This is a genomic window from Streptomyces sp. NPDC104106, from assembly GCF_055584345.1.
Map to the genome: position 1 here is coordinate 545,697 of NZ_JBVJMF010000003.1, position 25,590 is coordinate 571,286.

At 71.0% G+C, this 25,590-nt stretch carries 28 protein-coding genes and 1 pseudogene; 13 read left to right on the forward strand and 16 right to left on the reverse strand.

Translation table 11 applies throughout. The annotated features are described in order from the left end of the window. Positions 1–250 precede the first annotated feature (250 nt). Complete coding sequence (locus ACZ60X_RS09880) at positions 251–643, forward strand: BlaI/MecI/CopY family transcriptional regulator (RefSeq protein ID WP_469595633.1); 393 nt, start codon at positions 251–253, stop codon at positions 641–643. 245 nt (positions 644–888) lie between these two features. Here ACZ60X_RS09880 and ACZ60X_RS09885 read toward each other — a convergent pair whose 3' ends face one another. Continuing rightward, on the reverse strand, positions 889–1,809 hold the full coding sequence (locus tag ACZ60X_RS09885) for an undecaprenyl-diphosphate phosphatase (protein WP_469595636.1): 921 nt from the start codon (positions 1,807–1,809) through the stop codon (positions 889–891). 373 nt (positions 1,810–2,182) lie between these two features. On the opposite strand from ACZ60X_RS09885, the gene ACZ60X_RS09890 reads away from it, so the two are divergent. Continuing rightward, positions 2,183–2,893, forward strand: coding sequence for a DedA family protein (locus ACZ60X_RS09890; protein WP_469595638.1), 711 nt, complete (start codon positions 2,183–2,185; stop codon positions 2,891–2,893). 108 nt (positions 2,894–3,001) lie between these two features. Here ACZ60X_RS09890 and ACZ60X_RS09895 read toward each other — a convergent pair whose 3' ends face one another. Beyond that, positions 3,002–3,607: a TetR/AcrR family transcriptional regulator gene (locus tag ACZ60X_RS09895; RefSeq protein WP_469595641.1), complete on the reverse strand. Its 606-nt coding sequence runs from the start codon at positions 3,605–3,607 to the stop codon at positions 3,002–3,004. A 71-nt stretch (positions 3,608–3,678) separates the two neighbouring features. On the opposite strand from ACZ60X_RS09895, the gene ACZ60X_RS09900 reads away from it, so the two are divergent. Together ACZ60X_RS09900 and ACZ60X_RS09905 are read left to right on the forward strand one after the other, a co-directional pair. After that, positions 3,679–4,572: an NADP-dependent oxidoreductase gene (locus ACZ60X_RS09900; RefSeq protein WP_469595643.1), complete on the forward strand. Its 894-nt coding sequence runs from the start codon at positions 3,679–3,681 to the stop codon at positions 4,570–4,572. A gap of 48 nt (positions 4,573–4,620) precedes the next feature. Continuing rightward, the gene (locus ACZ60X_RS09905; protein WP_469595645.1) at positions 4,621–5,067 is read left to right on the forward strand and encodes a hypothetical protein; all 447 of its coding nucleotides are present in this window, start codon (positions 4,621–4,623) and stop codon (positions 5,065–5,067) included. Positions 5,068–5,152: 85 nt separating this feature from the next. On the opposite strand, the gene ACZ60X_RS09910 is transcribed toward ACZ60X_RS09905, so the two are convergent. Next, a complete protein-coding gene (locus ACZ60X_RS09910) occupies positions 5,153–5,704 on the reverse strand; it encodes a GNAT family N-acetyltransferase (protein WP_469595992.1) in 552 nt (183 codons plus the stop codon). 135 nt (positions 5,705–5,839) lie between these two features. Here ACZ60X_RS09910 and ACZ60X_RS09915 point away from each other — a divergent pair, with 135 nt between their 5' ends. The 3 genes from ACZ60X_RS09915 to ACZ60X_RS09925 all read left to right on the forward strand — a co-directional run bounded on the left by ACZ60X_RS09915 (position 5,840) and on the right by ACZ60X_RS09925 (position 7,032). After that, positions 5,840–6,262 (forward strand): hypothetical protein, encoded by a 423-nt coding sequence (locus ACZ60X_RS09915; RefSeq protein WP_469595647.1) that lies wholly within the window; start codon positions 5,840–5,842, stop codon positions 6,260–6,262. A 98-nt stretch (positions 6,263–6,360) separates the two neighbouring features. Next, entirely contained in the window at positions 6,361–6,663 is a 303-nt protein-coding gene (locus tag ACZ60X_RS09920; RefSeq protein ID WP_469595649.1) for a hypothetical protein, read from the forward strand. Between the two features lie 102 nt (positions 6,664–6,765). Beyond that, entirely contained in the window at positions 6,766–7,032 is a 267-nt protein-coding gene (locus ACZ60X_RS09925; RefSeq protein WP_469595651.1) for a hypothetical protein, read from the forward strand. A 69-nt stretch (positions 7,033–7,101) separates the two neighbouring features. Here ACZ60X_RS09925 and ACZ60X_RS09930 read toward each other — a convergent pair whose 3' ends face one another. The 3 genes from ACZ60X_RS09930 to ACZ60X_RS09940 form a co-directional block, all read right to left on the reverse strand. Beyond that, on the reverse strand, positions 7,102–7,878 hold the full coding sequence (locus ACZ60X_RS09930) for a hypothetical protein (protein ID WP_469595653.1): 777 nt from the start codon (positions 7,876–7,878) through the stop codon (positions 7,102–7,104). A gap of 127 nt (positions 7,879–8,005) precedes the next feature. Continuing rightward, a complete protein-coding gene (locus tag ACZ60X_RS09935) occupies positions 8,006–9,871 on the reverse strand; it encodes a pectinesterase family protein (protein WP_469595995.1) in 1,866 nt (621 codons plus the stop codon). Next, positions 9,772–10,482, reverse strand: coding sequence for a pectinesterase family protein (locus ACZ60X_RS09940; RefSeq protein ID WP_469595656.1), 711 nt, complete (start codon positions 10,480–10,482; stop codon positions 9,772–9,774). The genes ACZ60X_RS09935 and ACZ60X_RS09940 overlap by 100 nt, the downstream gene beginning before the upstream one ends. A 327-nt stretch (positions 10,483–10,809) precedes the next feature. Between ACZ60X_RS09940 and ACZ60X_RS09945 the strand changes: the two genes are divergently transcribed. After that, positions 10,810–10,935 carry a hypothetical protein gene (locus tag ACZ60X_RS09945; protein WP_469595660.1) on the forward strand — a complete coding sequence of 42 codons (126 nt, stop codon included), beginning with the start codon at positions 10,810–10,812 and terminating at the stop codon, positions 10,933–10,935. 83 nt (positions 10,936–11,018) lie between these two features. Then, positions 11,019–11,996 (forward strand): L-threonylcarbamoyladenylate synthase, encoded by a 978-nt coding sequence (locus ACZ60X_RS09950; RefSeq protein ID WP_469595663.1) that lies wholly within the window; start codon positions 11,019–11,021, stop codon positions 11,994–11,996. A 222-nt stretch (positions 11,997–12,218) separates the two neighbouring features. Here the strand turns inward: ACZ60X_RS09950 and ACZ60X_RS09955 are convergent, their stop codons facing one another. The 3 genes and pseudogenes from ACZ60X_RS09955 to ACZ60X_RS09965 form a co-directional block, all read right to left on the reverse strand. Further along, positions 12,219–12,860, reverse strand: coding sequence for a carbonic anhydrase (locus ACZ60X_RS09955; RefSeq protein ID WP_469595665.1), 642 nt, complete (start codon positions 12,858–12,860; stop codon positions 12,219–12,221). A gap of 162 nt (positions 12,861–13,022) precedes the next feature. Continuing rightward, on the reverse strand, positions 13,023–13,418 hold the full coding sequence (locus ACZ60X_RS09960; RefSeq protein WP_469595998.1) for a hypothetical protein: 396 nt from the start codon (positions 13,416–13,418) through the stop codon (positions 13,023–13,025). A 579-nt stretch (positions 13,419–13,997) separates the two neighbouring features. Beyond that, positions 13,998–14,078, reverse strand: a pseudogene (locus ACZ60X_RS09965) (hypothetical protein); the annotation flags it as partial. 117 nt (positions 14,079–14,195) lie between these two features. Between ACZ60X_RS09965 and ACZ60X_RS09970 the strand changes: the two are divergent. Next, positions 14,196–15,365, forward strand: a complete 1,170-nt coding sequence (locus ACZ60X_RS09970) for a diaminopropionate ammonia-lyase (protein ID WP_469595668.1) — start codon at positions 14,196–14,198, stop codon at positions 15,363–15,365. Positions 15,366–15,677: 312 nt separating this feature from the next. Here the strand turns inward: ACZ60X_RS09970 and ACZ60X_RS09975 are convergent, their stop codons facing one another. From ACZ60X_RS09975 to ACZ60X_RS10005, 7 genes are all read right to left on the reverse strand, one after another. After that, positions 15,678–16,661: a polyprenyl synthetase family protein gene (locus ACZ60X_RS09975; protein ID WP_469595670.1), complete on the reverse strand. Its 984-nt coding sequence runs from the start codon at positions 16,659–16,661 to the stop codon at positions 15,678–15,680. A 192-nt stretch (positions 16,662–16,853) separates the two neighbouring features. Then, positions 16,854–18,344 carry an NAD(P)/FAD-dependent oxidoreductase gene (locus tag ACZ60X_RS09980; RefSeq protein ID WP_469595673.1) on the reverse strand — a complete coding sequence of 497 codons (1,491 nt, stop codon included), beginning with the start codon at positions 18,342–18,344 and terminating at the stop codon, positions 16,854–16,856. 29 nt (positions 18,345–18,373) lie between these two features. Then, positions 18,374–19,555, reverse strand: coding sequence for an MAB_1171c family putative transporter (locus tag ACZ60X_RS09985; protein WP_469595675.1), 1,182 nt, complete (start codon positions 19,553–19,555; stop codon positions 18,374–18,376). Positions 19,556–19,619: 64 nt separating this feature from the next. Further along, complete coding sequence (locus ACZ60X_RS09990) at positions 19,620–20,801, reverse strand: MAB_1171c family putative transporter (RefSeq protein ID WP_469595679.1); 1,182 nt, start codon at positions 20,799–20,801, stop codon at positions 19,620–19,622. Next, on the reverse strand, positions 20,798–21,367 hold the full coding sequence (locus ACZ60X_RS09995) for a toxin (protein WP_469595682.1): 570 nt from the start codon (positions 21,365–21,367) through the stop codon (positions 20,798–20,800). The genes ACZ60X_RS09990 and ACZ60X_RS09995 overlap by 4 nt, the downstream gene beginning before the upstream one ends. 179 nt (positions 21,368–21,546) lie before the next feature. Next, positions 21,547–22,095, reverse strand: coding sequence for an XRE family transcriptional regulator (locus tag ACZ60X_RS10000; RefSeq protein ID WP_469595685.1), 549 nt, complete (start codon positions 22,093–22,095; stop codon positions 21,547–21,549). 379 nt (positions 22,096–22,474) lie between these two features. Then, positions 22,475–22,639, reverse strand: a complete 165-nt coding sequence (locus tag ACZ60X_RS10005) for a hypothetical protein (RefSeq protein ID WP_469595688.1) — start codon at positions 22,637–22,639, stop codon at positions 22,475–22,477. 368 nt (positions 22,640–23,007) lie between these two features. Here ACZ60X_RS10005 and ACZ60X_RS10010 point away from each other — a divergent pair, with 368 nt between their 5' ends. The 3 genes from ACZ60X_RS10010 (at position 23,008) to ACZ60X_RS10020 (ending at position 25,354) form a co-directional block, all read left to right on the forward strand. Next, positions 23,008–24,075 (forward strand): beta-ketoacyl-ACP synthase III, encoded by a 1,068-nt coding sequence (locus ACZ60X_RS10010; RefSeq protein WP_469595690.1) that lies wholly within the window; start codon positions 23,008–23,010, stop codon positions 24,073–24,075. Between the two features lie 75 nt (positions 24,076–24,150). Then, positions 24,151–24,411 (forward strand): acyl carrier protein, encoded by a 261-nt coding sequence (locus ACZ60X_RS10015; protein WP_469595692.1) that lies wholly within the window; start codon positions 24,151–24,153, stop codon positions 24,409–24,411. Between the two features lie 16 nt (positions 24,412–24,427). Then, complete coding sequence (locus ACZ60X_RS10020; protein WP_469595696.1) at positions 24,428–25,354, forward strand: alpha/beta fold hydrolase; 927 nt, start codon at positions 24,428–24,430, stop codon at positions 25,352–25,354. Positions 25,355–25,590: the final 236 nt, after the last annotated feature.

Consider the following 25,590-nt stretch of genomic DNA (forward strand, 5'->3'; position numbering starts at 1 on the left):
GCGGCTGCCCCCGTCGATCCGGCGGACGGCCGTAACCGCCTTCTTCGGAGTCGTCCCGTTACGAGGGCCGAGTGGCGGCCTGGGCCCACGGCCTGTCGTACTCCTCGGGCGGGCGCCGCAGGGCGCGTCACCGAGGGGCGCGGACGGCGGCCGTCCGGGGCCCTTCCGTGATCAGGATGGCCGTTCTTCTACGTCTCGTAGTAGCTTGAAAGACCGAAGACGGCCTGGCGGACGGCGAGGGAGGTGCCAGGTGGCGGGCGGAACGGACGGCCGCGGGCAGGCCCCGCGGCGTGCACGGGGTGAGCTGGAGGGCGAGGTGCTGGCCGCCTTGTGGGCGGCCGGCGGGCCGGTGACCGCGGCGGTGGTCCAGGAGCAGGTGCCCGACGCGGCGTACACGACGCTGCTGACGATCCTGACGCGGCTGTGCGACAAGGGGCTGGTGACCCGGCGTCGCGAGGGGCGCAGCCACGTGTACGCGCCCGTGGACGACCAGGCCGGGCACGCGGCGGCCGGTATGCACTCACTGCTCGATGAGGGCGGCGACCGCGCGGCCGTGCTGGCCCGATTCGTCTCGGATCTGTCGGCGGAGGACGAGCGACTGCTGGAGCAGCTGTTGCACGGTGAATTGCCCGACCGGCGGTGAGGCGTGCTCTGGCCGCTGCCGACGTATCCGCCACCACTCGTGAGCGCGGTGCCGGGGCCGGCGGTGCCCCAGGCCGGGTGCCGCTGGTGGCGGCGCGGGGAACGCGGTCGTGGCCGGTGAGTGCGGCGGCTGAGGACCCGGTGAGCCGGAGGGCCGCCCTGGCGCAGGTCCGCCAGGGCAGGACTGTCCTTTCCCGCGTGTGACTCAGGAGCGGGCAGCATGCGCGCCGCCCTCGATGCGCTGCGTCAGCCGATGGTGAAGTAGGCGAGGCTGCCGAGGCCGGCCAGGGTGCAGTAGACGGCGAAGGGGATCAGGGTGCGGTTCTCGAAGTACTTGACCAGGAAGCGGGTGGCCAGGTAGGCCGCGACGAAGGCGGCGACGCCGCCCGCCAGCAGGGGGCCGCGCAGGCCGTTGCCCTGGGCGCCGAGGAGCGGCGGCAGTTTGAGCAGGGCGGCGCCGCCGATCACCGGCGTGGCGAGCAGGAAGGCGAAGCGGGCGGAGTCCTCGTGGTTCAGGCCCTTGAAGATGCCCGCGCTGATGGTGGAGCCGGAGCGGCTGATGCCGGGCAGCAGGGCCAGGATCTGGGCCGCGCCGATCGTCACGGCCTGGCGGGTGGTCATCTGCGTGATCCGGCGGTCCGACAGTTCGTCGGGGCTGAGGTTCTCCTCGCCCGGCGCCGCGGCGTCGCCCGCCCGCCGACGGCCGGTCCCACCACGCCGCAGCTGCTCGGTGACGAAGAGGACGATTCCGTTGAGGGCCAGGAAGATCGCGGTGGGGACCGGGCGCCCGAGCGTCGTGCGGAACACCTTGTCGAGCGCGACGCCGGCGATGCCCACCGGGATGCAGGCCATGACGATGAGCCACGCCAGCCGCTGGTCCACGGTCTGTACGCGCCGCTGTGCGATCGACGTCCACAGCCCGCGGATCACCCGGACCCAGTCGCGCCAGAAGAAGACCACCAGCGCGAGCGCGGTGGCCAGATGGAGGCCGACCAGTTCGTTGAGGTACAGGGATCCGTCGGCGGAGACGTCGAGATCGTGCTTCCAGTGGCCGCCGAGCAGTGCGGGTATCAGGATGCTGTGCCCGAGGCTGGAGACGGGGAACAGCTCGGTGACGCCTTGCAGCAGGCCGACGCCTATGGCTTCGGGGTAGGTCAGGACGGACATGGATGACCTTCGACTCGGAATGCAGGCAGGGTGAGGCTTCGGGCTACGCGCGCGGTGGCTCCGGCCAGTCAGGAAATTACTACATGTTGTAGAACGTGAGGGTGCGGCGAGGGCTGTGTTCATCCAGGCGACGCGCAACGTTCATCGTCCCCTCGGCGAGGAGATCGCGCGGGTGGCACGGGGGTGAACGGCCGGTCATGCGAACCCTCGGGGTTGCCGGCGAGGGATGAGGGGCGAAGGGTGAAGATCGCGCCCCGATCGGCATGCCGTAAGCTACTACATGATGTAGAAATAAGTGGGTCGGGGTGCGCCGGTGCGGTGAGCAGCGGGGGAAGGAATCGAAGCCCATGTCCCGTGTGTCCAGGGTGGCGCTGTGTCCCGCCGGTCGCGCGCGGTCGCCGTGGTGAACCCTGCCTGGCTGCTGTCGTCTTGGGGCGCGCTCGGAGTGCTGGCCTGCGCCTTCGCCGAGACCGGGCTCCTCGTGGTCGGCTTCTTCCTGCCGGGCGACACCTTGCTCGTGCCGGCCGGGATGTTGTGTGCTTCCACCGCGCGCAGCGGGCCCCACCTGCCGCTGCTGCCGGTCCTTGGTTGCGCCGCGCTGGGCACCGTCGCCGGTGCGCAGGTCGGGTTCCTGACCGGACGGCGAGCGGGCCGCGCGGCCCTCGCCGGCGTCCGCAACCAGCGCCTTCGCGCGGGAGCGCGGCGTGCCGAACTCCTGCTGGCCCGCTTCGGGTACGCCAAGGCAGTGGTGCTCGGGCGGTTCATCCCGGTCGTGCGTACCGTCCTCAATCCGGTGGCCGGAGCCCTCGGTGTGCCGGTGCGGACCTTCACCCTGTGGCAGGTGGCCGGGGGTCTGGCCTGGTCGCAGTCGCTCGTACTCGGCGGTTACTGGCTGGGTGACTCGGTGCGCCATCCGGACGCCTACCTCGTCCCGGCGGTGGCCGTCGTGGTGTGTGTCTCCCTGATACCGGTGGCACTGGAAGCGCTGCGTGAGCGCCGTGCGAGGCGCGTCGACGACGAGCCGCCACAGGGCACCTCCGCACGGCATGCGGGCGCTGCGCGAGGTCTTCCGCCGTCGCCCTGACGAACAGCGATACAGCGATCAGCGGTGAGGACGTTCAAAGTTGTCGCCCGCTGATCGGCCTCCGCCGCCGGGACCCGTGAACCGGCGCCGGGCGGAGTCGAGCCCGCACTACCCTCCGGCCGTACCGGGGAAGTCCGAGGGGTGGCGGGTGACGGCCCACGCCGCCTCGATCATCGGGAAGATCTCGTCGAGCGCGGCCTGCGGATCGGCGGCCTCTCGCGCCAGCGCGTACGCGTCGATCACGAACCTCGCGATGGCTCGGCACGCCGTCGTCGTCTGCGGCAGACCGGGATCGGCGGCGAGGGCCGCTGCCAGCGACTCCGCATGACGCAGCCGCATCGACTCCTCGTACTCCCGTAGGGCGGGTGAAGCGTCGATCATGCGCCAGACCGGGGCGGCGGAGTCCGCCGTGCAGTGGCGCACCAGGGCCTCGACCTCGCGGCGCAGCGCGGGGATGAGCGAGTCGTGCGGCGCCCGGCCGGTGACGGCCCGCGTGAGGCGGTGCTCGAAGTCCTCGTCCTGCTCGAACACCAGGGCCTCTTTCGAGGCGAAGTGGGAGAAGACCGTGGTGACGGCCACGTCGGCCTCGGTGGCCACGTCCCGGATGCCCACCGCGTCGTAACCGCGCTCCAGGAAGAGCCGTAGGGCGGTGTCGGCGATCTTCTGGCGGGTCGCTGCCTTCTTGCGTTCGCGGCGTCCGGTCGGCGCGGTCATGCGGCCAACGCTATCAGATGCAAAAACAGAACCGTACTTAAACACTAACGGTTAGTGTTACGGTCGGCGGCATGAAGAGAGTGAGCTTCGCCGAGTTCGGCGGTCCGGAAGTTCTGCGACTCATCGATGCCGAGGAGCCCCACGCGGGCCCCGGCCAGGTACGCGTCGCCGTGCGGGCGGCGGGCGTGAACCCCGTGGACTGGAGGATCCGGGAGGGCCAGATCCTGGGGGCCCATCCGGTCGAGCTGCCCTCCGGGGTCGGACAGGACGCCTCCGGGGTGGTGGACGAGGTCGGGGAGGGCGTCGAAGGGGTCGAGGTCGGCGACCACGTGTTCGGCGAAGGAGCGAGCACCTACGCCGAGTTCGCCGTCCTGTCGGCCTGGGCCCGGATGCCCGAGGGTCTGACGTTCGAGGAAGCGGCCGGCTACCCCTCCGTGGTGGAGACCGCGCTACGCATCATCCGCGAGGTCGGCGTGCGGCCCGGGCAGACGCTGCTGGTCAGCGGTGCTTCCGGGGGAGTCGGATCGGCGGTGCTGCAGATCGCCCGCGACCGCGGCATCACGGTGATCGGCACGGCCGGGGCCGCCAACCAGGACTACCTGCGCAGCCTGGGCGCCCTCGCCACGACATACGGCGAGGGCTGGGTCGAGCGGGTACGGCGGCTCGGCCGCGTCGACGCGGCTCTCGATCTGGCCGGCTCGGGCGTGATCCGCGAACTCGTCGAGCTGACCGGCGATCCGCACAAGGTGATATCCATCGCCGACCTCGGTGCGCCGGAACTCGGTGTCCGATTCTCCGGCGCCGCCGGGAGCGTGTCGGATGCGCTCGCCGAAGCCGTCGGCCTCATCTCGCGGGGGAAGCTCCACATCCCGGTCGACACGTCGTACCCACTCGCCGAGGCCGCGGCGGCGCATGTCGACAGCCAGGCAGGACACACGCGCGGACGGCGGGTCCTGGTCATCTGACGACGACAACCCGCCTGCCTCCAGCAGGGCAGGTACGGCGCCCGGCCGATGGCGGTCATCGGCGCCGCGCTCACCGCCGCCGGCCTGCTGCTCCTGCTTCCGCTGGGCGGCGACTGGTCCAGAACGGCATCGGCTCCTGCGGCGGAGCCGTCGCCCGCTTCGAGCACGGCAGAACCGGCACCGAGCCCCGAGAAGGTCCGCGATGTGTTCGCCAGGCTTCAGGCCACCTACAACGACGGGTGCACGACCCCGGGGAACTGTGAGTACTTCCTGGGGCGGCTGTTTGATGAACTCAGCGGTCTCGACAAGGCGATGCGAGCAGACCACCAGGGTCCCGGACACTTCCAGGAGCCCCTCGCATGGATCCGGAAACTGCGGGCCGAACTGGGCGGCGACCGCTCCTTCGCGCATCTCAAGAAGCACCAGGAGCTGCTCACCGGAACGCGGGACAGGATCAATGCGTGGATGCAGGGGCACCCGGAGGACTACCGCTAGAGGCGAGCGCACAAGGCGTGGCGGGAAGCGGCCGTGCGGATGGAGTGGGACCCGTGCGCACGGGCCGCGTCACAGGGTCCGGTGGTCATCCCAGGCCGAACCACGACAGACACTCCGGCAGCCCCTCCATCCGCACCGGGACCAACTGGTGTTGTCGCCACTGTTCGGCGGTGAGACGGAGCCTGCGCAGCACGGCGGGCTCGCCGCGTACGGCATGACGCTCGATGCCGTCCTCGCGATAGCCGAGCTTGCGCGAGACCCCCGGCGACGCCGCATTGTCGCCATACGCCCCGGAGACGGCGTGCTGTGCGCCGAGTCCGGCGAACGCCAGACGGAGGACGGCCGCGCGCATTTCAGTCCCCAGACCCTGGTGGTGACAGGCCCTGCCCAGCCACGAGCCAGTGCCTACCTCGCGGCGGACCGGAAAGTCCCGGGCGCTGATGCCCTGCGTATCCACGACAACGCCGTCACGCCCCACGACCGTCAGGTTCAACTCCCCGTCGTGCGGCTGCCATTCGGCCCAGCAGCGCCAGTGGAACTGCAGGACGCCACGAGCCCGCAGCTCGGACCGGCTCTTCCCCGCCCGCGCAGGCCAATGTTGATCACAACGCTGCCGCGTCCGTGATTTGTCCTGGATCCGTAACGCCGCCGAAGGGGGCGCAACCTGGCGTCAAACCGGCTCATCTGAATGATCAGCGAAGCGCAACCAGGCGCCGTCGCGAAAGGGGGCGGATCTCACCCTGCAAGGGAGATCCACGGGAGGGAAAAGTCCATGACCAGGACGAAGAAGACCAGGATGAAAACGGCCGGAAACCGGGCGGCCGTGATCGGTGCGCTGGGTCTGGCCTCGGTGGCGCTGGCCGCCGTGCCGGCGTTCGCCAAGGGCGATGTCGGCATCACCGCGCCCCGGACGGCGCACGCTGGCAAGACCTTCACCATCACGGCGCACGGCGACGACGACAACGCCGGCTACCTGCACCAGCTCTGCCTTCAGGAGCGCACCGGCAAGCAGCCGTGGCACCAGGAGAACTGCAGCACCCCCGTCAAGCACGACGCCCGGCTGACCGCGCGCGGTTCGGCCGCGCACCGCGGTGACCTGCAGTTCCGTGCGGTGCTGTACGGCCTGACCAGCAAGCACGACCACCACCCCGTGCGCCTGCACGCCTCCGGGGTGGTCACGGTCCGCGTGCGCTGAGTCCAGCGGCGCGGCCGCGGGCCACTGGCCCGACCACAGCCCGCGGCCGCGGGTCCAGCTCGTACTGCATTCCCTGCGCGGGTCCCGAGGCCCAGGCGGTGGCCGATGCCGTCGGCCGGCCCTCGTCGCACCTCAGGCAGGGCAGCGGCGGGGGCCTGACCCTGCTCATCGGCCGTGACTGGACCGGCGGCACCAGCTACCCCAGCGACCACGGCGGCACCGGTCCTACCGCGCCCGCCCCCGCCGACACCCACGCCGCGGTGACCCACGCCCAGACGGCGGACCAGTCCAGGACGTGTGCCCGGGTCAGCCCGTACAAGACCGTCTCCCTCAACGGCGTCAGGATGACGCCCGCCCGGGCATACGCCGCCGCACGCGACCGACCCGACTCCGTCTCCTGAACCCCTCGTCGCGAGGCGTGTTCATGCCGCCACCGTTAGCGAAAACATTGTCATTTGCGCAATGATGGAAGCGTCGGAAGGGTGAAGGGGAGGAGCCTGGCCATGCCGGAGACGACCACCGCGGAAGGCGTGCTCGACGAACTCGCGCAAGGGTGCCCGCTGCCGCCCGAGAACGAGGTGCGGGACACCTATCAGCCGGTCGAGGTGTACGACGGCGCCGGATGGCCGTGGCCGGGCTCCGCCACCGGATGGTGGACGGGCCCCGGCGGCGTCACCGCCTGCCGGCTGCGGTTGTCAGGGGTGGCGGCTCCGCGATGGGTCCTGTTCGACCCGGATCGGATCGTCGCCCGGGTCCAGAGTGGCACGTGACCGCCCGCGGACGGCCGGCACGGTCGGCGGGCCGGGTGGCAGCCTCGGTGCGCTCTCATCCTGCCGGTTTCACTGCAGGACCCCTACCGCGCGCGAGATGATCAGCGCCAGGGTCAGCAGCGAGATCGTGGACTGCGTGGACATCAGCAGCTTCGCCCAGCGGGACAGCGGCATGGTGTCGGTGGGGCTGAAGGCCGTGGCGTTGGTGAGAGCGACGTAGAGGTAGTCCATGTACTGCGGCTCCCAGTCCTCGGGCGCGATGCCCTCCTGCTGCATCTGGGGGAAGAGGAAGTCCGGGTGCTGGTGCGTGCCCAGGGCGCGGGCCACCGGGCCGCCCCGGTCCCACTCCCAGTACCACAGGCTGAAGGCGATGACGTTGGTCAGCCAGATGCCTCCGCCCGTCGTCAGCAGGGCCGCGGCATTGGATCCCTCGGTGCCGTGCAGCAGGTCTCGTACGAGAATGACGGCCGACCAGCCGTTGGCGAGGCTGACCGCGGCGGCCAGCAGCAGGCCCAGGGCGCGCGGCAGACGGGCGCGGTACTCGATCCGCCGATGCGGATGGGCCGCCCACAGTGCCGCCATCATGACCAGTTCCAGTGCGGGCAGCAGCCAGTGCGGGTGGATGCTGAGGCGTGCCGGCAGCGTCCACTGCACCGAGACGGCGACCAGCAGCGCCGCCATCACCGCCCAGCGCTGCTCGCCGCGGGTGTGCCGCTGCCACGCGGGACGCTCGGACTCGGTTGCCTGATCGGCCGGAACGAGCAGGCCCTCGATGCGTTCAAGACGGACATGCAGGAGCTCGGTCCAGTGCTCGGGGCCCGGGCGGGAGGTGTCGGTGTTGGACATGGCCTATTGTCGCCACACACTTGCCGCATTACGCAAACATGCAAGGATCCCGCCGTCCGGAGCCGGGAACGACGCCTGTACGAGCTGAGGGCACCATGCGGCGGTGCCCTCAGGGGTGATGCGTCGTCTACAGCGCCGGGTAGGCCGGGAAGGAGCAGGCGGGCAGTGAGCCGCTGCCCTGGACCTGGGTCACGGTGACACCGGTCCCGGACGGGGTGATGGTGCTGTGGTACACGCCGATGTCGGCGTACTGGCCGGTGCTTGTGTTGCGGTCGAGGCTGACGTTCTCCAGGGTCAGTCCCAGCGGGTAGGCGGTGCTGTAGCCGTTGAAGACCGACTGCGCGTTGGACGGTGACGCCACCGCGCGCAGGCCTGTCACCGTGATGCCGGTGAAGTACGGGATGTGGGAACCGCTGCCGTTCGCGTAATGGGTGTCGAAGACCAGCGGATAGCGGACGCCGGTGACGCAGGTGTTGACGTACGTGACGTCGGAGACCTTGCCGCCGCTCTTGGGGGAGCTCTTGATGCGGATCCCGTTGCTGCTGCCGCTGACGATGCCGGAACTGTCGGTGCCGCCCAGGGTGTTGTTCTCCACCAGGACGTTGCTCACACCTCCGGCGGTCTCGCTGCCGATGGAGATGCCGTGGGTGCCGTAGAAGTGGTTGTCGGCGATGGTGACGCTGCTGACGGCGCTGCCGCCCTTGACGGCGATGCCGTCGTCGCCGTCCTGGATCCAGGAGTCCTCGATGGTGACGTCGGTCGCGCCGCCGGGCTCGATGCCGTCGGTGTTACGCGCGTCGGCCGGGGTCTTGATCCGCACTCCCCATGCGGTGAATCCGGTGCCGTTCTGGTAAGTGACGTGGAAATTGGGCGAGTTGAGCAGGTCTATGTCGTAGAGGGTGAAGTCGTCCGCGTTCTTGACGGTGATCAGGCGCGGGTTCTGCTGGTTCTCGCCCGCCGTCTGGGCCTGCCGGGCCAGCGCCCACCAGGTGGTGGAGGAGCCCAGGACGGCCTGGTCGCCGCGGCCGTCGATCCGGCCCTGGCTGCCGTTGCCGGCGCGCACGCCCTCGATCCCCGCGTGGGCACCGGAGACGGAGACCAACGGGGTGCAGCCGCCCTCGGCCGGGGACAGAGTGCCGCAGGCGGGCTTGCCCTTGACCTGGTACGAGGCGGGGTTGCGCGAGCCGTAGAGGGTGACGCCGCTGCCGACGAGCAGCACCTCGCCCTGGTGAACTGACAACGGCCCGGTCAGGAAGTCATGGTGGCCGCCCGAAGCCTTCAGTTCCACGGCCACCGAGCCGGAGCCGCCCTGGGTGCAGGTGTCAAGGGCGGCCTGGATGGGCGCGGTGTCCGGCGGGTTCTTCTCCGCGGCGGCGCCGAAGGCACGCCCGGAGGCGGTGAGGTGGGCGGTGACCGTCTTGCAGGTGGTGGACGGAAGACGCGGCTCGCTGACGTGACGGCTGTCACCGGTGGCAAGGCCCGCGGCGGCGTTGCCCGGGCTCGCCGACACGCCGGCGCCGGCTTGCGCGGCCGTGGGGTTCCAGCCGTCCGTGCCCGCGAGGTACGCGCGTACGGTGTGCTCGGCCGCCTGCGCGGCGGTGAGCTGAGGTGTGTTCGCGTTGACAGCCGCGCCCGGCCCCGTGTTGGCGTAGGAGGCGAACCGGGCGGACTTCCAGGAGAAGCCGCCCATGTCCGTCCACGGGTTCGCCTTCTTCACGGTGGCGGGCAGCGCGGTGTTGCGGAACAGGACCTGGGCCACCGACGTGGCGGTGGGATGCCACGGACGTCCCAGGTAGTAGGTGTTCGCCTTGGCCGTGCTGCGGACCGTGCTGTTGGCGATGAGAAAGCCGTACTTCTGCGAGGACTCGGTGTCGGACGCGGTGATGAAGCCGTTCAGGCCGGAGGCGGCGGCGCCGCTGTCCAGGGCGTCGACGGTGTCGTGGTCGAACACGGCGTCGGCGTTGCCGAAGATGAAGTCGGTGTCGCCGGCGATCCGGTCGTCACGGAAGTACTCCGGGTCAGCCCACCGGCCTTGGGCTCCCAGGCCAGCAGGGTGTCCTGGTGGCCGAGGAAGCGGTCGTTCTCATAGACCTGCCGATCGCCCCCGGCGTTCACGGCGAAGGCCTGGCCGGCGGCCCCGGGATGCGCCTTCTTGCCGAAGGAGTTGGCGACGGTGACGTTCTTGACCGTGAGGTCTCTGGCGGCTAAGGCCGCCGTGGCACTCCCCGCGGTGCCCGGTTGGCCGCCGCCCGGCTTCTTCGTCCCGGCCGCGTTGTCGTAGGTGATGACGACGTCCGCCGGATTGCCGGTGGCGCCCACGATGGTCAGCCCGCTCTTGGCGGGGGCCACGGTGACGACCTGTCGGTAGACCCCCTTCGCGACGGAGATCGTGTCCCCGGACGAGGCGGCGTCGATCGCCGCCTGGAGCGTCCGGTAGCCGGCGCCGCCGTCCGCGGCGACGCTGAGCGTGCGGGCCGGGTGCGTGGAACTGGCGTGGGCGAACAGAGGAACGCAGGCCAGACCACCGAGCGCGACCAGGGCGCCGCCGGCCGCCAGCACCGCACGGCGGGTGACGGGGGAGCGCCCATGGGACTGAGGGGACACCAGGGATTCCTTCCTCCAGGGACGAGTGACACCTCAAGTGGCTGTGGCGTCCCGAAAGGTTGTCGGCTTGGGAAAAGCTTTGCCGCGCCATTCGACACGCGGTGGTCACCAGCGCGCATCCACCCCCGAGCGGTGACAGCATCGTGCCTCGCGCCGCTCGGCCGGCCACGGAGCCGCGGAGCCGTGCCGGCCCCTCCGACAGGGCACGGCCCACCCTTCCCGGACCAGGCTCGGTGCAGCTGGTCAGAGCAGACCCCGGACAGGCGTACTCTCGGCACACGCGAGGCGTAGCAGGACGCCGCGACCTGAAAGGTTTTGGTGCACGCGATGAGCCAACCCTACGAGCTGGCCGCTCCACTCCTCGCGGGCGGCGGCCTCCGTATCGTCATCCTCGTCGTGCTGGTGGGCATCGGCACGACCGCCTGGCTGTTGCTGCGCGGTTACCGCAAGTGAGGCTGTACCCGGGAAGCGGTGTCGGGGCCGGGGATCGGTGATCATGGCCGTGGCCGGTTCCTGACGCACCTAGGATTGCGAGGGTGACGGCAAGAAACACTGATATCGAGAAGGCGGCCGATGTGCTGCGTGCCGGAGGGCTGGTGGCCCTCCCGACCGAAACCGTCTACGGACTGGGCGCCAATGCCGAGGACCCGGCCGCCGTCGCGCGCATCTTCGCGGTCAAGGGACGTCCGCCCTCCCACCCGCTGATCGTCCACATCGGCGGCGCGCAGCATCTGGACGACTGGGTCCAGGAGGTGCCCGCGACGGCGCGCCTGCTGGCCGAACACTTCTGGCCGGGGCCGCTCACGCTGGTCCTGAGGCGGGGGCCCCGCGTGCCCCTGGAGGCGACCGGTGGCTTGGAGACGGTGGCCGTGCGCGTGCCCGACCACCCCGTCGCCCTCGCGCTGCTGTCAGCCTTCGGCGGCGGTGTCACGGCCCCGTCCGCCAACCGTTTCGGCTCGGTCAGCCCCACCACGGCGGACCATGTCCGCGCCGAGCTCGGCGACGCCGTCGACTTCGTGCTGGACGGCGGCCCATGCGAGGTCGGCGTCGAGTCGACCATCGTCGACGCCACGGGCGAGACGCCCAGCATCCTTCGGCCCGGCGGGGTGACGCGCGAGGACCTCGAGGCGGTGCTGGGGCGCCCGCTCGCCGTCCCTTCGACGAGCCGGATCCGGGTGCCGGGCCAGCATCCGTCCCACTACGCCCCGCGGGCGCGGGTCGTCCTCGTCGAGCCGGACACGGTCGTCGCCGAAGCGGAACGTGCGCAGGAGCTGGGTCACCGGGTGGGCGTGTTCCTTCCCCCCGCCTTGGCGGACACCCCGGTGAAGGCCCACGCCGTGGTGAGGGTCCCCGAGGCCCTCGGCGCCTACGCGCGCGGGCTGTACGGGTTCCTGCGCGAACTCGACCAGCAAGGCTGCGACCTCATCGTCGCCTCCTCGCCGGCGGAGGAAGGGCTGGGACTGGCGATCGCCAACCGGCTCCACCGCGCCGCGGGACCCCGGTCCACCGCCTGATCAGCGCCGGTGCCCCGCGCTGTCACTTCTTCGTGACTCAGTGTGACCGTAGCGCGGGGCGCCGCCTGCGAGGTGTGCCGGGTGCGAGATGGTGACGGTCGGCTGAGCGCGCGCCGGTCCGTGAAAGCGGGCGCGGCGCGTGCTGCCAGTCGTCGGTGACGGCTGTTCCCCGTCTGTCCTGCGGCCGCGGCACACCACGCTGAGCAGCCACGACCGGTGGGGTCAGGATGCCGCGGGTACCGCCGCGTCGAGGCCGCGGGCCGCGACGAGCTGTGCACTGCCGTCGGCCAGGCGGTAGCACAGGCCCACCACGGCGGCCTGACCGGCGGCGACCTTCTCGGCCAGGACCCGGGAGCGGTCCAGCAACAGGTCCACGGTGTGCCTTATGTGCTCGGCGAGGATCTCACCCGGCTCGACCTGCCCGGCGGCCCGCGCTGCCAGCACGCTGGGGGTCACCCGCTCCACGACGTCCCGGACGTATCCGGCCGGTGTCATGCCGTCCTCCAGGGCGGCGCACGCCGCGCCGACCGCGCCGCACGAGTCGTGGCCGAGGACCACGACCAGCGGGCAGCCCAGCACGTCGACGCCGTACTCGATGCTGCCCAGCACCTCCGGGCCCATGACGTGGCCCGCGGTGCGCACCACGAACAGGTCGCCCAGGCCGCGGTCGAAGATGATCTCGGCGGCCAGCCGGGAGTCGGAGCACCCGAACAGCACGGCGAAGGGCTGCTGGGACGGTGCGATCTCGGCGCGGCGGGTGGCGTCCTGATTCGGGTGCTCAGGTGAGCCCGCGACGAAGCGCTGGTTACCGGCCAGCAGCAGCTCGAAGGAGTCGCGGGGCGTCGGGGTCAGGTTCTCGGTCATGGCCGCAGCCTACGAGGAGGAATCGGCCGTCGCACCGCCTGGCCCCGTTTGACGGGGCGGCCTCGACGCGCAGCCGCAGCGCGCGCCATGGCCGCTCCGCCCAGGGCCACTGGGCCGCACATCGAGTCAGGCGCTGCCCGGACTGTCGGCAGGCGCTGCGCATCAGGGTGCCGGAGGGGCGGCGCGGACCAGGGGCTCGAGGTCTCCGTAGAGGGCGGCGTGGAGCGCGGCGGCGAGTTCGCGGGCTCGTTCCTCGCTGTACACGCCGTGCATCATGAAGCAGATCGGTCCCGTGTAGGCGTCCAGATCGGCCTCGTGGGTGTGGACCAGGCGGGTGATCACGGCCCGGATCGCCTCGTTGACGGTGTCGGTGACCGTGTGGCCGGGGCCGGCGGTGAGGATGTCCGCCTTCACGGTCCACCGTCGGCGCTTTTCGGATTCGATGGCGACGAATACGGCGTGGTGCGCCATGGCATTGCGGTAGACGTCATGGAAGGCGTCCGTGCCGGTGGCGTCCGGGATGAGGTGGGCGGGGCAGGGAACCGGCAGCGGTTGCACCGGGCAATCCTGCCAAAGGTGAGAATCCTTCGCATCCGCGGCGCGGCGGCGGTTCGGTCGAGTGGTCGCGTGATCAGCACAGAATGGGCGCGCCGCGGCCCGCGGTGTGACCGCTGGAACGGGGGCCGCCGACACGTACATGGGGCTGATGCCGTGCCTTGGGGCAGACGATCTCCACCGGGTGGTACGGCGCTCCTCAACTCGGGGAACCGGCGGTAGAGTTCGGACAGGATGACCTTGAGTTCGGCGCGGGTATGGTCGAGGTTCGCCTATGCCGGACGGGAGCGGAGGGCGGCCGCCCGGTGAAGGGCGTCGCGGCAGGCGAGGACCGCGGGGTGCCGGCTGCGGCCTTGGCGCACGACGGTGACGATGCGGCGCTTGCGCTGGCCGCGGGGGAGTTGCCGCAGGGTCACGGCCGGGGGCTGTCCGCTCCGGACGAGGCCCGGCAGGAAGGCCGCGTCGCGGAGGCGGACATCGCCGCCTCTCTGACCGCCCTGACCGGCACCCTGCGTATCGCCAGGGGACGCCTACGTCGGCTTCCAACTGGGAGAGCTGCTGGGAGACGGAGGAGGGGGCGTAGGAGAGGGCGGCGGCGACGGCAGCCAGGGTGCCGCGGTGCTGCAGCTCGCGCAGCAGTCGCAGCCGGTGCAGATCGAACATGGCCGGTTCCGCTCTTCTCGTCCTCGCAGAGCTGCCTTCGATGATCGGTTTCCCTGATGGATATCCGTCGAAAACATTCGCTGGACCGATTGTAGGAGGAGGTCGCACCCTGATCGTGTGTCTGACAACTTCCCCTCCTTCCGTACACCCCCGTGGTTCGCACCCGCCGACGCCCGTGCCTGGCGATGTGCGCCCGCGCCCGCCGGGGTGCGGGACTTCCACGCCTCCCTGCCCGACTACGCGCCCACGCCGATGACCGAACTCCCGTCCCTGGCAGGGGAGTGGGGAGTCGGCCGGGTTTTCGTCAAGGACGAGTCGCGCCGTCTCGGGCTGCCCGCGTTCAAGGCGCTCGGCGCCTCCTGGGCGGTCCACCGCACCCTTGCCGAGCGGGCCGCCAACGGCGCCGGGCAGGGCCGGGTCACCCTGGTGACCGCTACCGACGGCAACCACGGCCGCGCGGTCGCCCGCATGGCACATCGGCTCGGCCAGGCCGCCCACGTCTTCGTCCCGCAGGGCGTGCATCCTCGGGCCGTGGCGGCCATCGTCGCCGAGCAGGCCGAGGTCACGGAGGTCCCAGGGCCGTACGACGAGGCCGTGCGCCTGGCTGCCGAGGCGGCTGCCGCGCCGGACTCCGTCTTGGTGCAGGACACCGCCTGGCCGGGCTATGAGCGGATCCCGGGGTGGATCGTGGAGGGTTACTCCACCCTCTGCGCCGAGATAGACGAGCAGTTGTCGGCCGAAGCGGTCGGCGAAGGCCCGGATCTCGTCTCCATACCCGTGGGTGTGGGGTCGTTGGCCCAGGCGGTGGTCACCCACTACCGCAGCCGCCCCTCCGGGCATGCCCCGGCGCTGCTGTCGGTGGAGCCTGAGGCCGCGGCCTGCGTCCTGCACAGCCTGGCCCTCGGCGAACCCGTCAGTGTCACCACCGGGCACACCACCATGTCGGGACTCAACTGCGGCACCCCGTCCAGCATCGCCTGGCCGTACCTGCGCGGCGGGCTGGATGCCGCGGTCGCCGTCTCGGACGCCGACAGCACCCGCGCGGCCGGGGACCTGGCCGCCGCCGGCATCTCATCCGGGCCCTGCGGGGCCGCGTCGCTCGCCGGTCTGCGCGCGGCGCTCACCGGCGTCGGAGCCGAGGAACGCCGAAGGAGTTTGGGACTCGGGCCGTCCTCGGTGGTCGTGCTGCTGAGTACCGAGGGCACGGCCGCCAACCCGCACTCCGCCACCCGTCGAGAGTCCGCTGGCGCAACGCCTGAAGGGGATCGTCGGTCCGGGTCAGGGTGACCGTCGCCTTCGTGCGCTCCTCGAAGCGGCTGACGGTGCGCTGCGTCCAGGGATCCGGCAGCAGCCAGCTGAAGCCGAGGGGCAGCGTGACGCGCCGACCCGCGACGGCGAGGGCCTGGTCCAGGGTCGCGAGGACCCGCTCGACGTGCACCAAGAACTCCGCGCCGGTGTCCGTCAGTTCGACGTGCCGTGAGATGGGCGCCTGTCATGGGGGTCCTTGCGCGCCGCTGCCCGAGGCACACGACGGCCGGGGAATGCGGAATGCGCACTCGCCCGAGCCGCCTCGCCTGGTCCACCGCGGCGGACAGGCCGCTACGCGGCGGCCCCTGCGCGGAGGAGCACGCAGGATGCCTGGTCGACCAGGTCCCGCAGGAGGGCGAGGTACTTCTCGGTGCCGCCGAGCTCGTCCAGGATCCGGTGCGCTCGGTGCTGGAGATCCTCGCAGTCCTGTGTGTAGGCGGCGAGCACAGAGGGCGAGAGCAACTCCCGGGCCAGCGCTGCCCGGGCGGATGCGGAGCTCCTCGCGGCGGAGTGCAGCTCCATCAGGCGTGCTGCCCCGTCCGGGCTCGCCTGTTCCACACAACAGGCGAGCAGATAGGTCACCGTGCCGTTGCGAAGGTCCTCGAACCGGCCGGAGAGGAGGTCCTCCTGGTCGTTGAAGAGCTGCCAGATCAGGCCGAATACCTCGCCGAAGGAACGCCAGCCTTCCACGCGCGGCTCCGCCACACCGGCCAGCTGGGCGGCCATGGCCGTGATCATGGCGAAGGGGGCACCGGACTTGCCTCGGTAGGTCTGTCGCACCGACGACCGTGTGGCTGCCGCCGCCTCTCCTTCGAGGTCTTTCAGCTGCCCTTCCACGGCATCGACCCAGCATCGGGCCACCTCGGTGGCGAGGCTCGTGCGGACCGGCTCGGGAACGCGCAGCGTCTGAACGATGAGCAGCGGAAGAGGCGTTCCTGCTGTGACCACGGCGAGCAGCGTCTGGCTGACCTCGGGAGCGGCGGTCTCCTGCTCGGCCGGGGAGTCGGCCAAGTCGTCCAGGGAGCAGGCGGATGCCCACCACAGGTCGTGAACGACGGTCAGCGGCAGTGCCGGCGCGGGTTCGCCGGTTTCGACGGCGTGAACGAGCAGGGGCAGCACGGACAGGGGATACCTGAAGGTGCGCTGCCGGAGGAGCTGGGCGACGGCGGTGCGCACGGAAGGGGTCGGGCCGAGCAGGTCGAGCACGGATTCCCGCTCGGCATCGATGTCCGCAGCCATCCGTTGATACAGGTCGGCATAGGTGAGCACGGTCACGGGAGCCCCCATCACTGAGTGAATCGAGCACCGATTCGATCATCCTTGGTCGTGACGGGCCAGAATCATTTGCGCCACGGTCCTGCCGCGTGCCTCACCTTCGCCGACTCGCTGTCCGGCCGCGCGTGGGGTACCGGGACCCTTGCGGAAAGCCCCGGCGGTGCCACGAACAGGTCGGCGGGAATGGCGGGCTCAGTACGCCAGGGGCTGCGGCTCCTGGCTGATCTGTCCGGCGCGTTCGAGACCGCGCAGGGTCCTGTGCTCGGCCGGCGTGAGCGGGGGACCGGAGAGCGAGGGCAACGCGGGCCCGGTGAGCGCGGCGAGCAGCGGAGCGGGCCGCATCAGCCGCAGCGCGCTGCTCCGCATGCTCGTCACGTCGAACAGCGCTGACGCGGCGGAGTACGAGCCGGTCGCGGCCCGGGTCAGCCGGCGCGTGTACTGGGCGGCCAGACGGTCCGTGGCGGTGGGCTCGCCGCCGATCACGTGGGGATACAGGACGTCGGAGCTGACGGCGAGCGTCCAGGCGGCGTCCACCGACTTGGCGACCTCGCGTTGGACGCGGCGTGCAAGGCCCGGCGAACCCCACCGATGCCGTACGGTCTCGGCCAACGCCCGGGCTCCCAGGGCAGCGACGGACATGCCCTGGCCGTAGAGCGGGTTGAACGTGGCGAGCGCGTCTCCGAGGACCACCAGGTTCTCCGGCCAGAGGGCCGTCTTCTCCAGGTAGCGCCGGGCGTTGCTGGTGCTGTGGCTGGTGAACACCTGCGTGAGCGGCTCCGCGCCGGCGATGAGCCGGCCCACGATCGGGTGCGGCAGATCGAGCGCGTACCGCAGGAACTCCTCCGGGTCCTTGGGCGGCTCGCCGCCCCGGGAGCCGCCGAGGCTGACCATCCACCGGTTGCCCTCGATGGGCACGATCATGCCGCTGCGGGCCGGCTCCCCGGTGAAGGGGTTGGGCTGGATCAGGGTGAGGGGCCACTTCTCGGCGCCCTCCGGGATGCGGTACAGGCGGGTGGAGTTGACCAGCCCGGAGTCCAGGGTCCGCTCGGGGACGTCCGTGATCCCGAGGCCGTGGAGCCAGGTCACGATGCGCGAGCCGCGGCCACTGGCGTCCACCACGAAATCGGCGTCCAGGGCGGCCTCCCCACCATCGGCCGAGGGCCGGAGCCCGTACTTCGCGGTGAAGTCGGCGTCGAACGCGGCGTCCGGTGCGGCGGTGGCGATGCGCACGCCACGGACGCGCCCGGAATCGCCGAGGAGGCCGACGACCTTGGCCCGGCGGATCTCGATGTTGTCGAGCGTCTTCAGCACCGCCGTGCGTATCGCCCAGTCCAGCAGGGCCCGGCTGCACGTGACGATGAGGGGATCCTCGTGGCGCCACCGGCGAAACCATCCACTTGGGGAGAGGACGACCATGTCACGACAGAGGGATATCTCGTGGGCGCCCGAGGAAAGGAGGTGTTTGCGCATGTCCGTGCGGGGGAGCAGCGTGTCCATGGCGTCGAGGCCGCCGGCCATCATGAGGTGCGCGTGCCGGCCCTGGGGCACGCCCCTGCGGTTCTCGGGGCCGTCCGGGAGGGTGTCGCGCTCCAGTACGACGACCTTGCCGGCCACGGGCGAGAGGGCGGCCGCAGCCAGAATGCCGGCGGCTCCCGCGCCGATGACCACAGCAGTACGCGACATGGGACTCCTTGTGTCAGATGTGGAGGCCATCACCGCACCCTTGTGCGAGGCCTGGGCTCTTGGACGGTCCGCAGTTTCCCCAGTGCCCGGGCGAGCTGTACGAGTTCCCTCGTGCCGGAGGCGGTGGTGGCGAGGAGGCGGTAACGGTCGGCCTCGACTGCTGTGTCTTTCGGGGGCGCCGAGGGGTCGGCGGAGCCTGCCTCGGCGGCGTCCACGACCATGGCGGCTTCGGAGACGGCGAGTGCGTCGCTGCGGGAGCTGCCGTGGTCGAGGGCGTGGACGTAGACGGCCCTGCCCAGGTCCTGGTTGAATCCGGGGGCCAGTTGCAACAGGGCGTCGTGGATGGCGAGTTCGAGTACCTGCAGCCGGTCCTTGGGGAACTGCCACCGTGACGGAGAGGGCTTGGGCACCGTCGACACGCCCTTCACCTGCTGCCACAGGGGGGCCAGCGCCCGGTAGTCCCTCATGCTCTGCCACTGGTCACGCGCTGCCGGAAGGAGCCGCGGGATGACGAAGCCGGCACTGGTGATCAGGGCGCCGAGGGAGACGGCCGGCGGGGCCACGGCGGTGGAGAGCCAGTCGAGATCGTGTCCGCTCCAGCGTGCCGCGACGGCGACGATCTTCGCGAGTACGAAGCCGAGGGCGTCGAGCGTCAGCCCCATCATGATCAGCCGCAGGCCGGTCCGGAGCAGTCCGGTGACGGTGCGGGACCACCGCAGACTCAGCACGATCATGCTCACGGCACACACCGCGTGCCCGACCAGGTAGAGGACGATCATCTCCCTGATGCACGGAGTGCGGGCGTAGTAGGTGTCGAGGTCCTGCAGCCGCTCGACCGGCGCATGGCCCAGGCGGAACAGCGTGATGATGGCGGCGATCAGGATGCCGTAGGCGATGACGATCCTCATGACCATCACGCGGATCTGTTCCTGCGGGCCGCCGCGCCAGTGGATCAGCAGGACGAGAACCGAGGCGCTGTACGCGGAGATGAACGAGTACGTCAGCGGAGCACCGAAGTTCGCGATGCCCGTCATCTCGTTGACCCTGGACAGCGTCGCGGGAGCGGAGCAGGTGAAGCAGACCGCCCCGAGAGCGGCAGAGATGCAGGTCGACGCCGTGAGCGGGTTGCGCAGGGCCGTCCGGGGCCCGGGGAGGAGCAGCAGGGCGGCGACCGCGAGACAGGCCGCCGCAGCGTACACAACGATGCTCATGCCCGGAAACTCCAATCGGACCCGCGCCTGGGGGTGGGGAGGGACATAGTGCCGGGGGACGGAATCACGCGGTGCTCTTCGCGGAGGAGTCGTCAGGTGTCCGGCTCGGCACCGCCCGCTCCGACGCGGTCAGGGCGGCAGCGATCCGGACCAGGGCCCGCAACTCCATGTGCTCAGGCTCCAGGAGACGGGGCCGGCCGCTCCATCCGGCGGCCGGACCTCCGGCACGCTCGCTTCGGGCGGCCGCCACGATGGTCGTGGCCAGAGCGGCGGTCTCCGCCTGCACACGGTCCCGCGCGCCGTCCAGCTCGCGTTGAAGGGTCTGCTCGTACACGTCGCGGTTGAAGTAGTCCTGAAGCGCGGCGAGCCCGTTGCGGATGCTGGTCTGCCGCCACGTCACCCACAGCGTCGGGGCGAGTGGCCGGCGCAGCCGCAGCGCCCGGCGCTTGAGGAAACCCTTCAACTGCCGCTCCAGCGGCGCGAGCTGCCGGTAGACACGCAACTCGTGGAGCCAGCACGTCAGATGGTGTCCGAGGAAGGGGAGCAGGACACCCGTGACCGTCAGGAAGGCGCCGAGACCGGCGAAGGCGGGAGACAGTCGGGTGGAGAGGAAGTTCAGATCGCGGCCGCTCCACAGCGCTGCCACCGCCACGAGCTTGGTGAAGCTGAAGCCGGCGGCGACCAGTGTGCCGATGGCGAGCGTGAACAGGCTCGCGCGCACCCATCCGTGGACGGTGCGGCCCATGGCCCAGCGCAGGGACCACAGGCAGGTGATGGAGACGGCGACGAGGTGGGCCACCAGGTACAGCACGATCATCGCGCCGATGTACGGGGTGCGCGCGTAGTAGGTGTCGAAGTCGGTCCGCCGTTCCACGGGGGCGGTGCCGACGGCGAACAGCGCGCCGATCGCGGCGACGATGACGGCGTAGCTGATGATCCAGCGGCGGGCGGTCTGTCGCCCGCGCGTGCCGTCCCGCCAGTAGACCACGAGCACCAGGGAGGACGCTCCGTAGGCTGTGATGACCATGTAGGTCAGCGGAGCGGCGAGGTTCGGGATCCCGCTGACGCGGTTGACGGCCCCCACGGTGGGCGGGGAGCCGAGGAGGAAACACAGACTGGCCAGGGCCAGGAGCGAGGTGATGGCGCGCAGGAAGGGGTCGCTCCTGTGGCCGAGAAGGTCTCGGAGCTTCAGGGCGAGCCCGAGCCACAGCACACCGCAGCTCACATAGTTGATCAGGCCGGTCATGTCCTGGTCCCCCGGTAGTTCAACGCGGCGCCGATGCGGCCGGCCAGATTGTCGGCGCCGCCCCTGGCCGCGTACACGGAGTCCGGTGCCGCCTGCAGCCACGGCCGCAGCCGCTGGGCTATCAGCAGACCGAAGGTTTCAGCTTCCTTCTCCGCGGCCTCGACGAAGTCGGTGCGGGCCGCGGCGGCCAGGGCGGAGGGGTCGATCGCCTCGTCCTTGTGCATGTGCCACACTTCGTGACCGAAAATGACGAGCTTGTGCCAGGCGGCGGCGTGCTTCTCGATGATGACGTGGTCGGCGATGGTGCCGTCCTGGTCGGCCCGTTCCATCCACATGCCCGTCGCGCGCAGCATCGGGGGAAAGCCCCTCTGGTGCACGTGGACCCGGCGGCCGCGCCACTGGTTGACGGACGTGATGAGGGCGTCCAGCAGCTCGTTGGGATCGGCCGGGACCGGAACACGGATGGGGTCGATCAGCACGCTCGCCAGCCGGCGCATCTCCCTGTTCGTCCGCGCCTTCCCGACCAGGGTGTTCACCAGCCGGTGCCGCTCTCCGTCAGTGCGCATTCTTCCTCCCGTGGGCCTCATGGATGTCTGCCGTCGGGAGGAACTGCGGACGAGCCGGCAGCTGCACCAAGTACGGCCTGGCGGTCATAAGCCGATTCCAGCAGTGCTATCGACTGGCTGAAAAGTGACGCTCGACATGATGGGCGCTCGGATTCTTCTCAGGGCGTCAGGTTGATGACTCAGACGTTCCCCACCGGCGCCTGTGGGACCTCTGTCCCAGGGCCTGCGTTCGTCGCGGCCTGTCTGCTGATCTCCATGGCCCACGCCGCCATGAAACTGATGGTCTTCGCGGCGATGTCCGGCGAGTGCAACGCCAGTCGGCGCAGCTCGGGCGGCAGTTGCGCAAACGGATCACGCCGCGCCTCCAGCTCGCGCAAGCGGGGCTGGAGCGCCTCGTTCAACGCTTCCGGCTCGTCGGCGGTCAGGAAGCCTGCCGACAGGTTGAAGAACCGTCGCAGCTGGTCCGCCGCCGCGAGGCTGGGCACACCGCTGTCCCGCCACTTCTGCATCGTCTGACGCGTCACCCCGCCGGTGATCCTGCCCAGTTCCTCCAGGGTGTAGCGCCTTCCGTCCGGCCGGCGTCGCGTCTCCCGCAGGAAGGACAACCGCTGACGCACGCGGTCGTTGACCGAGGTCTCCTCGGTCCTGCCGCCCTCCAGGAGCACGACAACGTTCTCGGTCGGGATACCCGTGCGCTGGGACAGGCCTTCGATGTCCAGGACGTCCACCGGCCTCTTCGGCGCGGCCACGTCAGCGAGGCGCTCAAGAGTGTCCGCCAGTTGGGCGTAGGCATCTGCTGCCACCGAGTTGCTCCAAGGGCCTGGGCGAGGGTCGGCTGGTGATCCCGACGAGCCTATCGGCTCGTCGAAACAACAACCAGAGTGTTAACTGCCATTACGCGAAGTGGTAAGGGCAGTTGACATACCGGGCCATGCGGCCCGTTCCGGAACCGCGCTCACCGGCGGAACGCGTACGGTGCGCTCGTGGCGGCTCGTCGCGTAGTCCCGGTAGCGGGCCGGGGCGGCGGCGTCGGCGCTGTGGAACGGCGCGATCACCTGCCCCGGCGCCACCCGTGCGCCCGGCCTGGTGTCGCCCAGGGCACGCCGGTTAATCGGTGAGCAGATGCAGCCTGTTCTCGGCGGCCACGCGGACCGAACGCAGGCTGCCTCCGCGCAGGTTGCCTACGAGGCGGGCGGTCCTGCCGTACGACAGGTCGCAACCGCGCCGGGCGCCGTCGTGCACCAGGGCGCCGAGCACCTCGGCGTGCGGCATGCCGGTGCTGAAGCCGGCCTGCGGCCGACCGCGGGACAGTACGCCGGCCGGCGCCAGGTCGAACGGCCGGTGATGCGCCGCTTCGCCCGCCGTCGTCCCGACTCGCGTCCGGCCCGGCCGCCGGCGGAACGGGCACGGCGGTCGCCGTCGCCCCCGGGGCCGGGACGCGGCACGCCGGTGGCTCCGCTCGGAACGCAGGTTCCCCGTACGTCCCGTGGCGTGTCGCACACCTCACCCGACCGCGGTGCCGACGGCCGGGACGCCCTGCGCCGCGTGCTGGCCCGCGTGGTCACGGTGTGGGGGAGGACTTGGCCCCGTGCGGCCTGTCGGCCTGACATTTTCCATCCCCGAATGTCTATATTTGCCCCATGCGTCAGCTGGAGGTGTCCCAGGTGTGCCCGTCGGGGGAGAACGCGAAGGCCCCGGCGTCGGCTGTGACTGCGGTGCTGACAGGCCTCGGTGCCTGGCTGCCGCCCCGCGAGGTGACCAACGACGACATCTGCGCCCATGTGGACACCTCGGACGCCTGGATCCGCGAGCGGATCGGCATCTCTGTACGGCGCCGTGCGGACCTCAAGACAGCCACCGGGGACCTCGCCGTCGAGGCCGGCGCCCGCGCCCTGCGGTCCGCCGGGGTGACGACGGCGGACGCGGTCATCCTGGCCACCACGACGCCCGACCACCCGTGTCCGGCCACCGCTCCCGAGGTGGCCTCTCGGCTGGGGCTCGGTGGCGCCGCGGCGTTCGACATCGCCGCGGGCTGCTCCGGGTTCCTGTACGCCGCGACGGTGGCAGCAGGGCTGATCCGCTCCGGCACCGCGGGACGGGTGCTCGTCATCGGCGCGGAGACGATGTCGGGCATCGTCGACCCCATGGACCGCTCGACCGCCCCGATCTTCGGAGACGGCGCGGGCGCCGCCGTTCTGGAGGCGGGCCGCCGGGGCCAGGCCGGTTGCCTGGGCGAGGTGGTCTGGGGCAGCGACGGCGAGCACGCCGACGCCATCGTGATCCCGGTCGGCGGCTCGCGGAACCGCGGCAGCCGGCACTCCGCCTCGCAGGGCGAACGCCACGTCCGCATGCGTGGGAACGAAGTACTCCGGCACGCCGTACGCCGCATGGCGGCCGCCGCGACACAGGCGGCCGAGGCGGCGGGCTGGGCCCTGGCGGACGTCGACCGGCTGATCGTCCATCAGGCCAACGCCCGGATCAGTGCCGCCGTTTCGGAGGCGCTCGGCATCCCGCCCGAGCGGGTGCCGTCGAATATCGCGAAGGTGGGAAACACCGCCGCCGCCTCGGTCCCCCTGCTCTTGGCGGACGCCGCCGCCGAGGGAATGCTGCGGCCCGGCGACCGCGTGCTGATGGTCGCCTTCGGCAGCGGGTTCGCCTGGGCCGCGACGACGCTGGTATGGCCCACCGGTCTCCGCGCCGAGTGGTGACCGCCATGCTCCCGGCGCCTTTCGACCAAGTCCCCGTTCCGCGCGGGAGAATCCTCCCTGTACAAGGACGTCACCGTGTATCTCCAGCTGAAGGAATTGCTCACCACACGCGCCGGACTGCCAGGCGGACCGATCCTCCCGCAGGCGTCGCTCGCCCAGGCCGGCATCGACTCCATGGCCGTCACGGTGCTGTCCATGGCGCTTGAGGACGAGCTGGGGCTGGTCATCGACGAGGACGAACTGTCCGCGGTGCCCTGCGTCGCCGCACTCGCCGACCTCATCGCCCGCCGCATCACCACCGGCTCCCCCGAGTCCGCAGCCATGCCCACCCCATAGGCACGGAGGGCCTGCTGTGGAAGCCACGGAAGCCGACGAACGCCTGGTCTCCCTGTCCATGAAGGGCATGACCTACACCTGCCGTGTCCTCAGCCACCGGGGGTGTTCCGATACCGAGCCGCTTGTCCTGATCGGTGGCGCCCTCCAAGACATGTACTCCTGGCCACGTCTGGAACGTCGCCTCACCGCCCACACCACAGTGGTACTGGTGGACCTGCCGGGCACCGGAAGCGCCGACGCACTGCCCGCCAGTGCCGGCTTCGATGTCCTGGCCGAAGCGGCGCTGTACGCCGTCGACCAACTCTGCATGGACCGCGTCAACGTCCTTGGTGCCTCCTACGGCGCCCCCATCGCCTATCGCATGGCCCAGCTGCGTCCGGACCGTGTGGCACGGCTCCTGCTCGCCGGTGCCACACCACGGGTGGGCCCACGCCTGACCGCAGTGGTCCGCCAAGGCCTCGAACTGACGGGGGCCGACCCCGCTCACCCCTCCGCGGAACCTGTCCGTCGAGCGTACGCGCGCACCGTCGTCGACATGCTGGTCAACAGCGCCACCCGTCACAAGGTCGCCCAGGGAGCGGCCGTTGCCCGGCTCCTGGAACGGCAACTGCTGCGGACCTCGCAGCTCGCCGCCCTCCGCTACGCCGCCTGCCATGAGCGCCTGCTCGACACCGACCTCTACCCGCCCGGCGGCATCGACGGCGTCCGCGCCCTGGTGTTCACCGGCGAACACGATTGCGCCAGCTCGCCCAAGGAGAACCAGGCCGTCGCCGACACCATCGCCCGCTCCGCCTTCCTCCTCATCCGGGACGCCGACCACATGGCCCACCTGGAGCGCGACGCCGAGTACGCCGACCTCGTGACCCGCTTCCTCAAGGACCAGCCGGTGCGGGGTCTGCCCTACTGTGCCTACCCCATCGGCGTCCGCCGCGGGCACGGGTAGAAGAGTCCCTTCTGGGCGCCCTCGCCCTCTCGCTGTGAGCCCGTGCCCGTCCGGGCGCCGCCGTGGTGTGCGCTCGGCGCCCGGGAACGCCGTCCAGTGGCGATGGCGGGGTTCAGCGCGGTGATGCCGGTGCCCTCGGAGGGGCCCGGCTCCGGGGAAAGGACGGGGACCGGCTCAGCGGCCCTCGGCGCGTACCGGGCGGTCGCCGCCGTGTGGGCCGCCGGCCGTTCTACGTC